This window comes from Pelagicoccus mobilis (assembly GCF_016595505.1).
GTDB lineage: Bacteria > Verrucomicrobiota > Verrucomicrobiia > Opitutales > Opitutaceae > Pelagicoccus > Pelagicoccus mobilis.
Genome location: NZ_JAENIL010000003.1, coordinates 83,251 through 97,573 on the forward strand (window position 1 = coordinate 83,251; position 14,323 = coordinate 97,573).

At 55.5% G+C, this 14,323-nt stretch carries 13 protein-coding genes; 8 read left to right on the forward strand and 5 right to left on the reverse strand.

Annotated elements, in window-relative coordinates; translation table 11 throughout:
• Nucleotides 1-14: 14 nt before the first annotated feature.
• Nucleotides 15-2,441, reverse strand: coding sequence for a TonB-dependent siderophore receptor (locus JIN87_RS02070; protein ID WP_200353850.1), 2,427 nt, complete (start codon nucleotides 2,439-2,441; stop codon nucleotides 15-17).
• Nucleotides 2,442-2,715: 274 nt separating this feature from the next.
• Nucleotides 2,716-3,168, reverse strand: coding sequence for an OsmC family protein (locus tag JIN87_RS02075; protein ID WP_200353851.1), 453 nt, complete (start codon nucleotides 3,166-3,168; stop codon nucleotides 2,716-2,718).
• A 139-nt stretch (nucleotides 3,169-3,307) separates the two neighbouring features.
• Between JIN87_RS02075 and JIN87_RS02080 the strand changes: the two genes are divergently transcribed.
• A complete protein-coding gene (locus JIN87_RS02080) occupies nucleotides 3,308-3,793 on the forward strand; it encodes a UvrB/UvrC motif-containing protein (protein WP_200353852.1) in 486 nt (161 codons plus the stop codon).
• A 125-nt stretch (nucleotides 3,794-3,918) separates the two neighbouring features.
• Nucleotides 3,919-4,314, forward strand: a complete 396-nt coding sequence (locus tag JIN87_RS02085) for a response regulator (protein ID WP_200353853.1) — start codon at nucleotides 3,919-3,921, stop codon at nucleotides 4,312-4,314.
• Here JIN87_RS02085 and JIN87_RS02090 read toward each other — a convergent pair.
• Entirely contained in the window at nucleotides 4,311-5,558 is a 1,248-nt protein-coding gene (locus JIN87_RS02090) for a class I SAM-dependent RNA methyltransferase (protein ID WP_200353854.1), read from the reverse strand. The genes JIN87_RS02085 and JIN87_RS02090 overlap by 4 nt on opposite strands.
• 149 nt (nucleotides 5,559-5,707) lie before the next feature.
• Between JIN87_RS02090 and purB the strand changes: the two genes are divergently transcribed.
• The gene (gene purB, locus JIN87_RS02095) at nucleotides 5,708-7,144 is read left to right on the forward strand and encodes an adenylosuccinate lyase (protein ID WP_200353855.1); all 1,437 of its coding nucleotides are present in this window, start codon (nucleotides 5,708-5,710) and stop codon (nucleotides 7,142-7,144) included.
• 145 nt (nucleotides 7,145-7,289) lie between these two features.
• On the opposite strand, the gene JIN87_RS02100 is transcribed toward purB, so the two are convergent.
• Complete coding sequence (locus tag JIN87_RS02100; protein ID WP_200353856.1) at nucleotides 7,290-8,003, reverse strand: DUF1573 domain-containing protein; 714 nt, start codon at nucleotides 8,001-8,003, stop codon at nucleotides 7,290-7,292.
• A gap of 112 nt (nucleotides 8,004-8,115) precedes the next feature.
• Here JIN87_RS02100 and rph point away from each other — a divergent pair, with 112 nt between their 5' ends.
• The 4 genes from rph (at nucleotide 8,116) to JIN87_RS02120 (ending at nucleotide 11,974) form a co-directional block, all read left to right on the forward strand.
• The gene (gene rph / locus JIN87_RS02105; protein WP_200353857.1) at nucleotides 8,116-8,874 is read left to right on the forward strand and encodes a ribonuclease PH; all 759 of its coding nucleotides are present in this window, start codon (nucleotides 8,116-8,118) and stop codon (nucleotides 8,872-8,874) included.
• Between the two features lie 170 nt (nucleotides 8,875-9,044).
• Nucleotides 9,045-10,226: an ADP-forming succinate--CoA ligase subunit beta gene (sucC, locus tag JIN87_RS02110; RefSeq protein WP_200353858.1), complete on the forward strand. Its 1,182-nt coding sequence runs from the start codon at nucleotides 9,045-9,047 to the stop codon at nucleotides 10,224-10,226.
• A 28-nt stretch (nucleotides 10,227-10,254) separates the two neighbouring features.
• Nucleotides 10,255-11,178, forward strand: a complete 924-nt coding sequence (gene sucD, locus JIN87_RS02115) for a succinate--CoA ligase subunit alpha (RefSeq protein ID WP_200353859.1) — start codon at nucleotides 10,255-10,257, stop codon at nucleotides 11,176-11,178.
• A gap of 175 nt (nucleotides 11,179-11,353) precedes the next feature.
• Nucleotides 11,354-11,974 carry a transposase gene (locus tag JIN87_RS02120; protein ID WP_200353860.1) on the forward strand — a complete coding sequence of 207 codons (621 nt, stop codon included), beginning with the start codon at nucleotides 11,354-11,356 and terminating at the stop codon, nucleotides 11,972-11,974.
• A gap of 18 nt (nucleotides 11,975-11,992) precedes the next feature.
• On the opposite strand, the gene JIN87_RS02125 is transcribed toward JIN87_RS02120, so the two are convergent.
• Nucleotides 11,993-13,774: an arylsulfatase gene (locus JIN87_RS02125; RefSeq protein WP_200353861.1), complete on the reverse strand. Its 1,782-nt coding sequence runs from the start codon at nucleotides 13,772-13,774 to the stop codon at nucleotides 11,993-11,995.
• A gap of 98 nt (nucleotides 13,775-13,872) precedes the next feature.
• On the opposite strand from JIN87_RS02125, the gene JIN87_RS02130 reads away from it, so the two are divergent.
• On the forward strand, nucleotides 13,873-14,289 hold the full coding sequence (locus tag JIN87_RS02130; protein WP_200353862.1) for a thiol-disulfide oxidoreductase DCC family protein: 417 nt from the start codon (nucleotides 13,873-13,875) through the stop codon (nucleotides 14,287-14,289).
• The last annotated feature ends 34 nt before the right edge of the window (nucleotides 14,290-14,323 follow it).

Consider the following 14,323-nt stretch of genomic DNA (forward strand, 5'->3'; position numbering starts at 1 on the left):
TACTGGTTCTTTTCTTAGTGCTCAATATCAAATGAAAGCAGATATTCGGCCGGTAATTCTTGGTAGTAGGCATCGCGGGTGCCAGGAATGTAGCCGGATGAGCTTTCGGTGAATTTGCCAAGGTTCTTTGCTGTGAGGCGAACCTTGTAATTCATGTGATCACCTTCCCACTTGTAGCCGACTCCGGCTTGAAGGCCGAAGCGCGGGTCTTCGTAGGCGGGCGCTCCGAAGCGGTCGTGGTGCCGCTGCCGCTTGCTGCGGTAGGTCAGTCCTAGGTTTGCTGACATGCCGGCAAGCGGGCCGTCTGCCCAGGTGTATTTGTTGAACAAGCTGATCTTGTGCTTGTAGATATTGTGAGGGCGTCCGATGCGGCTGGCGTCTAGGTCCTCGGTTGTTTCCTTGGTCTTGTATCCGTAGCTGAGTACTGTGTTGAAGTTCTTTATCGGGTAGAAGAAGAAGTCGGCATCGAGGCCCTTGGCGGTGACTTCACCTACTGCGACCCAAGCTCCTGGAGGGTTCTCGGTGTCATCGGGGTCCCCAGTTGGATTGTCTTCGTTTGGCGCATACTCGTCCCATTGACCGGAATTGGACTCGGTTATTTCCCAAAGGCTGATGACGCCGCTCACCTTGCCGTCGTTGGTGGTGAACTTTGCTCCGATTTCGTGGATTTCTCCTTGTTTGGGGCCAAGGGGATTTTTGAATCCGTCTTCCTTTCCGCCGTTGTCGCTCATCGAACGAGAGAAGTTTCCGTATATTCCAAGTGTGTTGTTTATTGAATACACTGCGCCTACTTGCGGCATGGCTTCTCCTTCGTCGAATCCGGTTTCACGGACGAGATCGCCAAGTGGTACGTCTTCGCGAGTGCGGTTGTAGATGGGGTTGGAGATGTCGAGTGATGCGTCGTACACCCCGACCAGGGTGGTGAGCTTGTCATTGAACCACTTTGTGTGGTGGTTGAGGTAGAATGAAGTGGTGTCGACGTACTTGTGCCACTTGTCGCCCCATGGAATGAACTGGCCGCCAGTGGGGAAACGGAGATCGGGGTCTGCCTCGAAGAGAGGGAAGCGGTCCCAAAGTGGATCCGGTTTTCCATCCGGTCCAGCGGCGATCGCGTCTTCCATCGAGTTGTTGCCAAAGAACACTCCGTTGTTGAAAAGGTCTTCGCCGCCCACCAGGTAGTCGGAATGTCCGTTCGAGTGTTCCTCTTGGTTGAGGAATCCTGCGACAAAGCGGTGGGTTTGCTCCCCGGCGTCGAAGGACCATGCGAGTTGCCCTCTGAAGCCTTCGACGATTTGAGTGCGCTTGTTATCCTGGAAGCGACGACGCCAGCGAAATGGGGTTCCATCTTCTGGGAATATACCGTCGACGGGATCGACTTGTGTGCGTTGGTTATTGAGTGTGGTACCCCAGTTCACCTTACGGTTGTGATAGTTGTAGTCCAAATTGAATACGAGGTTGTCTTGAAAGCGGTGTTCGAACGATACGAGCGTATCGTTGACGACCTCGGGGTGCGCTTCATTTAGGTCAGGCCCGCCCCAGCTCATGTATTGCTTGATTTGTCCCTCTTCGTAGTTCCCGTTGTAGTAGTGAAGAAAGGGGACTTCACCGCGTAAGCCGTTGGGATCGTCAACGTTGACTCGGTTACCGAAAGCGTCGTCGCCGTTGCCGCGTTCGCCATTTACCTTGTAGTACTCGTGTTGGATGCCTAGGAGCGTGTTTTCAGTAAAGTTGAAGGTGAGCGAAGGCATTATGTTTTCCAATTTACGCTTGCGGTATTTCGTGACGTATTCGGAGCGCTCGATCCCGCCAACCAGACGGAAAGTGGCGAACGCCTCGCCGTCCTCGCGCATGGACAGTCGGCGATTGAAGTCGAAGTTCGCGACCATGCGGTCGAGTGGGATTCCGTAGACGAACTTGAATTTGGAAAAGTCACGGTGTGGGTTCGGCTTTTTGGTGACTACGTTGATTACGCCGCCTGGTTTTGTGACGCCGTCTAGGATTGAGTTAGGTCCTTTGATAATTTCGACCTTTTCGATTGTGGCAGATCCATTATCTGAATACCTCAGGAATCCGTTGCGAAGGAATTCGAGTGTGTTGAATCCACGAACGCTTTTGCCTTCCACTGCTCCGGACCAGCTCACCGCTTCACGATTGGCGCCGCCGCCGAAGCCGAGAGGCTGTCCACCAAATGCCATGGTATCGTCAATGAGCTGCTGGTTTATGACTTGGAGGTTGAAGGGTACGTCCTTGAGGGGAACGCTCATGCGGGTGGCCGCTTGCGAGTTGGTCGTTTCGTAGAACTCGTCATCAGTCGCCTCAACGTGAAATGGGGAGAGATCGAAGACGATGTCTTTGTCGTCACTTTGCGAATACGCATTGATTCCGGGAATCAAGGCGGGCAATGCAAGGCACAGTGGCCTTAGGAACTTGGGTTTTATCATTTTCCAGTTGGGTTATAGGTGGGTTGTGAGCATAGCTCCGCCTTAACGCCTTAGTTCGGAGTCGAGAGAGGGTAGCTTTGCTCTAGGGGTAGTCGCTTTGAACCGTGCTTCAGCGTTGTCTCGCTAAAAGCACGTTTAGGTGTTCGTGGCGTAAGGAGTGCAGGAAGACGCGGCCGCGCCTTCTGCATATGTGAAGACACGCGACTCTAAAATTCCCCTAAAAAGAATTTAGGAAAATTATGCAGTGTATTCGCTGCGGAATTACTCTCCCATCCTATTTCGGGAGATGGGTGACGATTTCGCAGGTGACGGAGTTGGCGAGGAAGCAGTCGGCGTGGGCTTTGTGGTGGAGGCGTTCGAGCATCTTCTGGCTGGGGGCGCTTCCTTCGGCGAATACGATCTCTGGGTAGAGGTCGACGCGGGTGATGACGAGTTTGCCGGCTTCGTTTTTGGCGAGGTGCCCGACGGCTCGATCCTTGTAGCTTTCGATGGTGATCTTGCTCATGGAGCAGATGGCGAGGAAGGTAAGCATGTGGCAGCTCGCGAGGGAGGCGACGAAGGCTTGCTCGGGATCGATTTGCTCGGGATCGCCGAGGAATTGTTCCGCTGCTGAGGCAGTGACGGTGACTCCGCTTCCGAAGTCCCAATTGTGGTTGCGGGAGTAGCTTTTGTAGTCGAATGCGGTTTCTCCGCGTTCCCAGCTCAGAGTGGCAATGTGTTCGGACATGGGCTTGGTATGCGGGAGGGGGTTGTCTGTGTCGAGCTGAGGAGGCGGGTTGGCTTATATTTTGTGCGGAAATTGGATCTTTTCACTGAGGTTTAGGGGGAATCGGGCCGAAGTATAGGGAAGGCCAGAATTTGACCCTATGAGTGAAACCCGTCCCAAGAAGTGCTCCCAATGCCAATCTCCCGCTACGATCCATTTGACGAAGGTCGTTGATGGTGAAGCTGTAAAGATGGGGGTCTGCGCGAATTGCCCGAAGGCGAAGGAAATTCAGGAAGGGATGACTTGGGACATCGTCGGGACTGAAGATGGAGGCAAGAAGCCTAAGGGGCCTAAGCTCAACGAGCGTGCCTGCACGGGCTGCGGCTTGACGCCGTCGGACTTCAAGGAGCATGGCCGCCTCGGTTGCCCGAAGTGCTACGAGGTGTTTGAGGCGAAGCTCGATCCAGTTATCAAGAAGCTGCATCGAGGGGAGTCTCACGTCGGAAAAGTTCCGAATGGTCAGGCTCGGGAAGTTTCGCCGGAGGAGATCGAGGCTTTGAAGCGTCGACTTGACGAGTATGTAAGCCGCGAGGAGTACGAGATGGCCGCGGTGGTTCGGGATAAGATAAAGGCCCTAGAGCCGTGAGGCTTTTACATCTGTCAAAGCGTCGCTAAACTGAGGTCTTCCCGTAGGGGGCTTTCGCTGAAGCATTAAAACGGGGTTCTGAAATGTGGATTTTGGTCGATAGATAGGGGACTGACTCACCACCGATGGAAGAAACTAAGAAGATTATCCTGCTCGAAGACGACCGTTCCTCTGCTCGTCTTGTATCCACTTTCCTAGAAACGAAAGGCTACGATGTCCGCGAGAGCCACGAGGGTCGCTTCGCGATCGAGATGGCCCTGAAGGAAAAGCCTGATCTGATGATCGTGGATGTTTTGCTGCCGGATATGCACGGGTCCGAGGCGGTGAAGCAGATCTGCGCGACCGAGGCGAATCACGACCTGAAGGTCCTCTTTTTGACGTCTCTGCTGAGCAAGAAGACGGCTCCGGACAAGGAAGCGCGTCTGACGGTCGCGGGTAAGGAGTACCCGGCGATTTCAAAGCCGTTTAAGCCGGCTTTGCTCGAGAAGGTGGTTCACCGCCTGCTCGCGGGCGACAACTAGTCTTGCTTTTTAAGCACGACCACGCACTCGAGGTGGCGGGTTTGCGGGAAGAGGTCGAAGGGCTGAATCTCGTCGATAGCGTAGCCGCCTTCTAGAAGGACTTTGAGGTCCCTCATTTGGGTGGCGGGGTTGCAGGAGACGTAGACGACTGAGCGTGGCCCGAAGTCGATGAGCTGATTGAGGAAATCCTCGCTCGAGCCCTTGCGTGGCGGATCGATGACGACGGCCGAATCGCTGCCCTCGAATTGTATGTGTTCGAAGATAGAGGCCGCGTCGCCCAGAACGAAGCTCGCGTTCTCGATCTGGTTGTCGGCGGCGTTTTTCTGGGCGTACTCGATGGACTGCTCTGAGACCTCTACTCCGACGACTTGCTCGAAGTCTTGGGCGGCGGTTAGGGTGAAGAGTCCGGAGCCGCAGTAGGCGTCGACTAGGTACTTCGCCCCTGCTTCGCGAGCCTTGTTTCGTACGTAGCCAGTGAATGCGGGGAGGATGGAGGGGTTGTTTTGGAAGAACTCGCCCGCGATGAACGAGAAGGTGATGTCGCCGACCTTTTCGCGAATGGTCTGCTTGGGGTCGGTTGAGACGCCGTCCAGGTGTTCGCGAATGAGGAGGGTGCCGCCTTTTTTGAATGGTTTTTCCTGGTGGCGGGCTCGGGTTTTGGCGCGGACCCGGGTGAGGGTTTCGTTCATCTCGTCGGAGATGAGCGGGCAATGTTCGACTTCCACGTAGCGCGAGCGTGTGCCGGCCTTGAGGAAGCCGATCGTCATGGGGTTGTCGCCTCGGGGAAGCTGGAAATGGGGGGTGAGTTTCGAGCGGTAGCCGTAGAGTTTTGGGGAGGCGATGGCGGGCAGAACCGGATGTTCCACTCGTACCATGTGCCAGAGCAACTCCTTGACCTGTCGTGTTTTCCACTCGAGTTGGGCTGAGTATTCGAAATGCTGATACTGGCAGCCGCCGCATTCCGTGAAGACGGGGCAAGGGGCTTCTATGCGCTCAGGGGACGGGGTGAGGACTTCGACGAGGTCGGCCTCCGAGAAATTTTTATCGTTGCGGTAGACGCGGGCTTTTACGCGTTCGCCGGGCAGGGCAAAGCGGACCATGACGACCCAGTCGTTGATGCGGCCGAGTCCTTGCCCCATGTTGGTGAGGGTTTCGATATCGAGCTCGACGATCTCGTGGTAGCCGAAGGGTTCTGGTCTGAATTTGCGTGGGACGCGTGGCGTTTGTTCTTCGTTTCCGCTCATGGCTGTGGAGGTGTGACTTTGGCAGGAGATGGAGATTGGCGAGGATTTCGAGATTTTTATTTGCGAGAGGAGGGTACCGGTTGTTTCGCGTGTAGAATAAAAGCTTTCCTTGGAGGGCTGAAAAGCTAGGGTTTGGGCTCTTTTTTCCTATGGCACAGTCTGAGTCAGTTATACCGAACGTGTTGGCGGAGCGTTATGCTTCCGGCGCGATGAAGGCAATTTGGTCGCCCGAAGGGCGCATCCTGATCGAGCGCGATTACTGGATCGCGGTCATGAAGGGGCAACGTGAGCTCGGCCTTAAGATCCCGGCCAAGGCGATCAAGGATTACGAGAAGGTTAAGAAGTCGATCGACGTGAAGAGCATCGACGCCCGCGAGCGTCAGCTTCTCCACGACGTGAAGGCTCGCATCGAGGAGTTCAATGGTCTGGCGGGTCACGAGTACATCCACCTTGGTATGACCAGCCGCGATTTGACGGAAAACGTGGAGCAGCTCCAGGTTTTGCGTTCGCTCGAGCAGATCCGCGTAAAGGCGATCGCGGCTCTCAATCGTCTTTGCGAACGCTCGGTCGAGTACAAGGATCTGATGATCACTGGCCGCACGCACAACGTGCCGGCGCAGGCGACGACTCTGGGCAAGCGTCTGGCGATGGCGGGTCAGGAGCTTTTGATCGGCATCGAGCGATTGCATGATTTGGTAGAGCGTTACCCAGCTCGTGGTCTTAAGGGCGCGGTGGGAACTCAGCTCGATCAGCAAACCCTCTTCGATGGTAGCGCGACAGCGGTAGCGAATCTCGAAGAGAAGATCGTGAAGCACCTCGGCTTCGGCAACGTGATGACTAATGTGGGTCAGGTTTATCCGCGTAGTCTTGATCTCGATACGGTTTCCGCTCTTGAGCAACTTGCCTCTTCCGCTGTGAACATGACTACGACGGTTCGTCTCATGGCTGGTCAAGGTCTGATGACTGAAGGTTTCAAGAAGGGACAGGTCGGTTCCTCCGCGATGCCGCACAAGGTTAATTGCCGTACGAGTGAGCGTATTCACGGTTTTGGTACGATTTTGAAGGGGTACGCGACGATGGCGGCTGGCTTGACTGGCGGTCAGTGGAACGAGGGCGACGTGTCTTGTTCCGTGGTACGTCGCGTGATGTTGCCGGATGCGTTCTTTGCGATTGATGGCTTGCTCGAAGCGTTCCTCACCGTGCTCGGACAGATGGGCGCGTTTGAGAAGGCGATTGCGGCTGAGAATGCGGTGCAGCTTCCATTCCTGGCGTCGACTACTATATTGATGGAGTCTGTTAAGGCGGGTACCGGTCGCGAGACGGCTCACTTGGCGATCAAGGAGAATGCGTTGGCTGCGAGTAAGGAAATCCGCGAAGGGCGTCCGAGCGAGGCGAAGCTTACTGAGCGTTTGGCTGCGGACGAGCGTATCCCGCTCAATCTCAAGCAGCTCGAGAAGCTGCTTTCCGAGTCTTCCCGTTTCGTTGGCGCGGCGGGCAAGCAGGTGACTCAGTTCAAGCGTGCCACCGCGAAGTGGACGAAGAAGTTCCCTGAATCGCTCAAGGTTAAGCCGGGCAGCATGCTGTAGGCTGCTTCGACAGATTTAGAAAATTTTGAAGGCCGCCTGTGATGGGCGGCCTTTTCGTTTTAGGGTAGCGCGGCGCTTTAGCCCACGTTTTGGGGGCGTTCGAATCTGCGCTGTGGACGCGGGCTGAAGCTCCGCGCTACGGGGGTTACCTCACGTAGGCGTAGATTGGATACCGTCTGAGGATGTTTTTCTCGTCCTGTTCGCTGACGAGGTAGTAGGTGGTGCGGGATTTCTTGTCCGGCTTCTTGGGGGTGAGTTTGATCTTGTACTTTAGTCCGTCGGCAAGGGTTTCGATCTGGTAGTCGAAATTGGTTGGTTCGTCTGGATCTTTGTTGGCGAGCTTTGCTAGCGACATGGGCATTTGCTCGTGGAAGGTGACCTCGATCTCTTGGGTCGTGGCCTCGCCGCTAACCTTCCAGAATCGGACGCGGGGTTTGAAGGTGACGGGAACGGGAATGTCGATGTCTAGCTTGAGCTCGTAGGTGGTTTCCGCTCCGGCGCTATCCTTGGTGGCGACGGTGATGGCTTTACGTTGTTTGCCTTGGCGTGAGCCTACGGTGAAAACCGCTTTGAGCTCGCCGCTTTCGCCGGGGGCGTAGCTTTGCTTTTCCAAGGTCGGAACGGTACAGCCGCATGTGGCGCTGGTCTCGATGATTTCAACCGTCTCCTGGCTGGTGTTTGTGAACGCGTAGTTTGCGATGATTTCCGTGTCGTCGAAGTCGGCTTGGAAGTGCTGTTCTTGGGTCGTCCAGTTGAGGTTTTCGGCGAGAGCGATAAACGGAGTGGCGAGAGCTAAGGATATTCCGAGGATGAGTCGCATGGTTGAAGCGGGTCGGTTGGGAGTTTGAGTTGGCTTCATGATAGTGAGTTGATGATCGTTCCGACGGGAAAAAGTTCAAACCTTCTTTGTGTGCGGCTTTGCTGAGAATTTGGGTTGTGTGGCTGGCGGGGAGGAGTTGTGCTGCCCGGACATGAGCAGTTTTTCCAGACCTGACGGGCGTGAGTGTGACGCCCTGCGTGATATCAAGTTCGAGGCGGACTTCGCGGCCAATGCCACTGGCTCGGTGCTAGTGAGTTTTGGCAATACGAAGGTGATTTGCGGAGCCATGCTGGAAAAACGCGTACCGGGTTGGATGCGTGCGCAAAACGTTTCAGGTGGCTGGTTGACTGCGGAATACTCGATGCTCCCCTACAGCACGCTCGACCGTAAGACGCGTGACGCGTCGCGTGGCAAGCAGGACGGTCGGGGTATCGAAATCCAGCGCCTGATTGGTCGTTCGTTGCGGGCGGTTATCGATCTGCAGAAGTTGCCGGGCCATACGCTTTGGGTGGATTGCGATGTGCTACAGGCCGATGGCGGTACTCGTACTGCGTCGATCACGGGCGCTTACTTGGCGGCTCGGCTGGCTGTTCAAAAGCTGATCGACGAAGGTAAGCTGGAGGAGAATCCGTTTAGCGATTCAGTGGCGGCAGTAAGCGTGGGCGTTTACGAAGGTGAGCCGGTGCTTGATTTGCCTTACGTTGAAGATCGTGACGCGAGCGTGGATTTCAACGTCGTCATGACAGGCAAGGGTGAGTTCGTGGAGCTGCAAGGCACGGGCGAGGAAGCGACTTTCTCGGAGGACGAATTGGCCAAGTTGATTGCTCTGGCGAAGAAGGGCATCAAAGAGGTGTCCACAATGCAGGCAAATTTCCTGACGCAGCGCTTGCTCGGCGATCTGAAGTTGTAGGATTTTCCCTCGAAAGACGCTCGAACATGAGCGTCTTTCGCTATTTTGCTGAAAGAAGCTAATGCCCTAGTTGGATTGGGGCTTCTAAAGTTCGTTTTAGAGCGTTGGGGGGTTGATTAACCTCCCAATAGTGGTTTTGCTCTGGTCCCGCTAATTTTCCAGCAAAGGCTATGAATATTCACGAATACCAGGCGAAACAGCTATTTGAAGAATACGGCATCCCTTGTCCAAAGGGGGCCGCTACGAGCTCGAGTGATGAGTTCGGGACGTGCATCGACTCCCTTGGCGAAGGCTTGGTTGTCGTGAAATCCCAAATACATGCGGGGGGGCGTGGCAAGGGAACCTTCACCGACGGATTCCAAGGCGGCGTAAAGCTCGCTAAGACCAAAGAAGAAGCCCTCGACTACGCGAACAAGATGCTCGGCAATACGCTCGTGACGATCCAGACGGGCGAAGCGGGCCGCAAGGTACAGACGATCTACTTCACCGAAGGCGCGGATATTAAGAAGGAATACTACCTCGCAGTACTCCTCGACCGAGCAAGCTCACGCCCGGTAATCGTTGCTTCCACCGAAGGCGGTATGGATATCGAAGCGGTTGCTGAGAACACGCCAGAAAAGATCTTCAAGGTATTCATCGACCCAGGTTACGGTCTCGCAGACTTTCAGGTCCGCGAACTCGTCACCAAGCTCGGCCTTAGCAAGCTCGAGTCCAAGAATGCGGCCAAGCTCATTCGCAATCTATACACGATGTACTGCGAAAAGGATGCGGACATGATTGAGATCAATCCATTGATCACGACCGAATCCGAAGAAGTCATGGCCCTCGACGCCAAGGTCAGCTTCGACTCAAACGCTCTTTACCGTCACCCCGAGATTGTTGCCCTACGCGATCTCAACGAAGAGGACCCCAAGGAAATCGAAGCCTCTAAGGCCGACCTTTCCTACATCGCTCTCGATGGCAGCATTGCTTGCTTGGTCAACGGAGCGGGACTCGCGATGTCGACCATGGACATCATCCAGCACTTCGGCGGTAGCCCAGCGAACTTCCTCGACGTAGGTGGTGGTGCGACACGTGAGCAAGTCGTTGCGGCGTTCAAGATCATCCTCGGCGATGCCAACGTGAAGGGCATTTTCGTTAACATCTTCGGTGGCATCATGGACTGTGATGTGATCGCCCACGGTATCGTGGAAGCAGTGAAGGAAGTCGGCCTCGAGCTTCCGCTCGTCGTTCGTCTTGAAGGTAACAACGTAGTCGCCGGTAAGAAGACTCTCGACGGCTCTGGCCTCACCATCGTAAGCGGCGACAGCATGGCTGACGCAGCTCAGAAAATCGCAAACCTCGTTAAGTAAGCGCCGAACTCCTAACCAATTTTATAAGATGTCCATTCTCATTACGCCAGAGACTAAGATCATGATCCAAGGCATCACCGGCGAGTTCGGTGCTCGCCATGCTCGCCTTTCGATCGAGTACGGTACAGCAGTCGTTGCCGGTGTCACGCCAGGCAAGGGCGGCCAAACTTTCGAGCACGCAGGTGTCGAAGTACCGATCTTCAACACAGTAGCCGAAGCCGCAGCAGCGACTGGCGCGACTGTATCCGCTATTTTCGTACCGCCTCCATTCGCCGCAGACGCGGTCCTCGAGTGTGTTGACGCCGAGCTCGACCTCGCGGTTGCGATCACCGAAGGCATCCCTGTCCGTGACATGGTTCGAGTAAAGCGTGCGATGCAAGGCAGCAAGACTCGCCTCGTCGGACCAAATTGCCCAGGTCTCGTTTCTCCAGGTGAAGGCGAAGACTCCAAGGGTGGTTGCCGTATCGGTATCGCTCCAGGCTACATTCACAAGAAGGGCCACGTGGGCGTTGTTTCCCGCTCCGGTACTTTGACGTACGAAGCGGTTTACCAGCTCACTGTTAAGGACATCGGCCAATCCACTTGTGTGGGCATTGGTGGTGACCCAGTGAACGGGACGTCTCACCTCGACGTGATCAAGCTCTTCAACGAAGACCCAGACACGCACGGCATTATCCTCATCGGTGAAATCGGCGGTAGCGCTGAAGTCGAAGCAGCCCGTTGGATCGCTGAAAACTGCGACAAACCAGTTGCCGGTTTCATCGCGGGCGCGACTGCTCCTCCAGGCCGCCGTATGGGCCACGCTGGCGCGATCGTCGGTGGCGCGGAAGATACAGCTGCTGCGAAGATCAAGGTCTTCGAAGAGTGCGGTATCGAAGTTGCGGTTACACCATCCGACATGGCCGACGCTCTTCTCCGTTCTGCAGAGAAGAAGGGCGTAACGCTCAGCTAAGCCGAGAGGCTAACGCTTTAAAATTTGAAGGACGCTCCGGTTGGGGCGTCCTTTTTTTTGTAGGTAGCGCGGTGCTTTAGCCCGCGTCATCGTGGGAGATTTGTACGGGTACTTACGCGGGCTGAAGCACCGCGCTACGGGTTGACTTGCGCGTCGAGGCAAACAGTTTGGTGCCGTGTCTGATCTGAGGATCACAGAACAGCGATGGCGGAATCGGTTGCCTCATTGGGAGGTGAAAGGGGCTTCGTTTTTCATAACGATTCGCTGTGCGGGATCGATGCCGAAAGAGGCGGTTGCTAGAGTGAAAGAGATTCGAGAGTCTATGGATCGGGTTGAGTCAGTATCTGATCAGCTTGTGCACTTGCAGCGTCAGCTTTTTCTTATTTGTGAAAAGTATCTGGATTCTGGATATGGTTTCTGCCCTTTTTCGGATGATTTGCTTGCACGACGTTTTATCGAGATTTTCGAAGATTGGCTCGCTGAAGCGAATTGGTGTCCTTCTGCCTTTTGTGTGATGCCAAACCATGTGCATTTGTTGGCGATGAGGCGTGAGAAGTCGCCAGTGGGACTGAGAGACTTCGTCTCTCGCTTGAAGGGAAGAAGCGCAAAGGAGCTGAATGAACTGCTTGGAAGACGGGGTGCGTTTTGGCATCCTGACTGGTTTGACAGATGGATGCGGAATTTTGCGGAGCTTCGGCGAGTTGAGGAGTATATTTTGGATAATCCGGTGAAAGCGGGATTGGTTAATCGGGCTGAGGATTATCCGTTTGTGTGGCGAGCTGCTGACGCGGGCTGAAGCACCGCGCTACGGGGGTTACCTTTTCTCTAGCATCAACATTCGGAACTCGAGTTCGCCATCATCGCTTGGGAAGTCAGCTGATAGTTCCAATGTCGTTGCTCCTTCCTTGAGCTCGATTTTTCCGATGTCCAAGGTCGCGAAGTCTTTGACGTAGGATTCTCCGTTTTGGGAGCGGTCGACGCGGTCGTACTTCATGCCGTATTCTAGTGGTGTGTGGGCTTTTTGAATACGTTCGGATGTTGAAGCCTCGCCTGAGGCTAAAGTGATCTTTGAGCCGACTGCATCTTTGGTGGCGGTGTAGAGGATCGAGACATGGTAGGTAGCGGCTTCGCCTACATCCGCGTTGAAATAGACGCGATCTTCATTGTGTACCCAATCCGTAAGGTAGGATGAATTCGGCCACTTGGCGGAGCGGTTTATGTTGCCGCTCCATTTGGCGTCGCGGGCGGGAAGTTGGGTAGTGGCGAGTCCGGGGTAGCCGACTGTGAGCGGGCGTTCCTTGTTGATGTTTTCTGGAGTGAGGAGGGCTTCTTTCCAGGTGGCGACGGCAGCTTTCATTGCTGCCGTGAGGTCCGGCTTCTTGTTGGATAGGTCAACTTTTTCCACTCGGTCGCTGGGGATGTGGTAGAGGCGACCTTCGTAATCGAGGCGGTAGTCCTGGCTGCGAGCGCTGACTCTTTCGCTCCAGTAGGAGTAGAGCAATCGCTCAGGCGCTTGCCAGTCGGATTGAGTTAGAGCTGGAGCGACGCTGATTCCATCGAGGGGCTGTTTCGGTTCCCACTCGACGTCCGCGAGATCGCAGAGGGTGGAGAGTAGGTCGATGGATCCAGTGATCGTTTCGATTGTCGTGGCGGATTCTATCGCTTGGGGATACCGGATGAAGAGAGGAGAGCGGACGCCGCCTTCGCTCGTCCCTCCTTTTTTGCCACGCATGCCGCCGTTGTATCGCCAGCCGTTGGGGCCGTTGTCGGTGAAGTAAACGACGATGGTGTTTTTGTCTGCATCCAGTTTTTTGATACTCTCGAGAATACGGCCAACGTTGTAGTCGATATTCTCGACCATGGCGAGCGCGGCCCTGGTGTGCTGGTGATCTTCTTTTTCTGGATGAGTGGCGAGCGAGGTGAGCGTTTTGCCTTCGAAGCGGGCCCAATCCGCATCGGTGGTTTGCATGGGAGAATGAGGGGTTGGGAGGGCGAGGTAGGTGAAGGATGGGCGTCCGGCTTGGTGTTGCTTTTTGATGAATTCGATTGCGGCTGTGGTGAGTGCGTCGGGTAGATAGCCGGTGCTGGTGACCATCTTGCCGTTGTGGTCGAGTATGGCGTCGAAGTAGCTGCCCCAGTGTCCGGAGGTGAAGCCGTAGTACTCGTCGAATCCGCGTGTGTTGGGATGGTAGGGGGCTTGGGTGCCGCTGTGCCACTTGCCGAATCCGCCGGTCGCGTAGCCTGCATCGCGCAGGACCTCGGAGATGAGCTGCTCGTCGGCGTCGATGCGTTCGCCGCCCGCTCCGGTGGAGTATACGCCGGAGCGAGGGTAGTAGCGGCCGGTGAGGAGCTCGGCGCGGGTCGGGGAGCAGACGGGCTGGACGTAGAAATTTGTGAATTGGGCTCCCTCGTTCGCTAGTCGATCGAGGTTTGGGGTTAGGAGGTTCTTGTTTCCGTGGAGCGAGAGGTCGCCCCAGCCTTGGTCGTCGGCGAGGATGACGATGATATTGGGGGGCGGCTCGCCGGAAGCGGCGGAGAGTGTGGAGTGTGAAATGTGGAGTGTGGAAAGGAGGATGAGGGATAGGATGCGGAGCATAGGGTGGAGTTTAGGGAGGAATCGCTGTTTTGGCTAGGAGAGCTTGAGTGTGCTGGATGAGTTTTTGCGGAATGGGTGGTTTGACGCGCGGGGGCAGCATGCTAGTTTCGCTGTCGATGGAGCATTTGAAAAACATCGTTTTCTTCGATGGGGTCTGCGGATTTTGCAATAAATCTGTAGATTTGCTTATCCGGTTGGACGATGACGAGGTGCTCCGGTTCGCTCCGCTACAGGGAGACACTGCGAAGTCGGTTTTGTCTGACGCGCGTCGAGAGAACCTGGATACTATCTGCTTCTTTGACGGAGACTCGGTCTTCACTAAGACGCGCGCACTGTTGGAAATTGGCCGGGCGATTGGGGGAGGCTTACAGCTGTCTTACCCGCTGGTCGTAGTGCCGGCGAGGTTGCGGGACCCGGTTTATGACTGGGTAGCGGAAAGACGGTATCGCTGGTTCGGGAAAAGCGACAGCTGCAGAATGCCTTCGCCGGAAGAGCGAAGGCTGTTTCTGGATTAGGTTGTAGGCAACGACGGAGCGTTGCCCTCCTGTG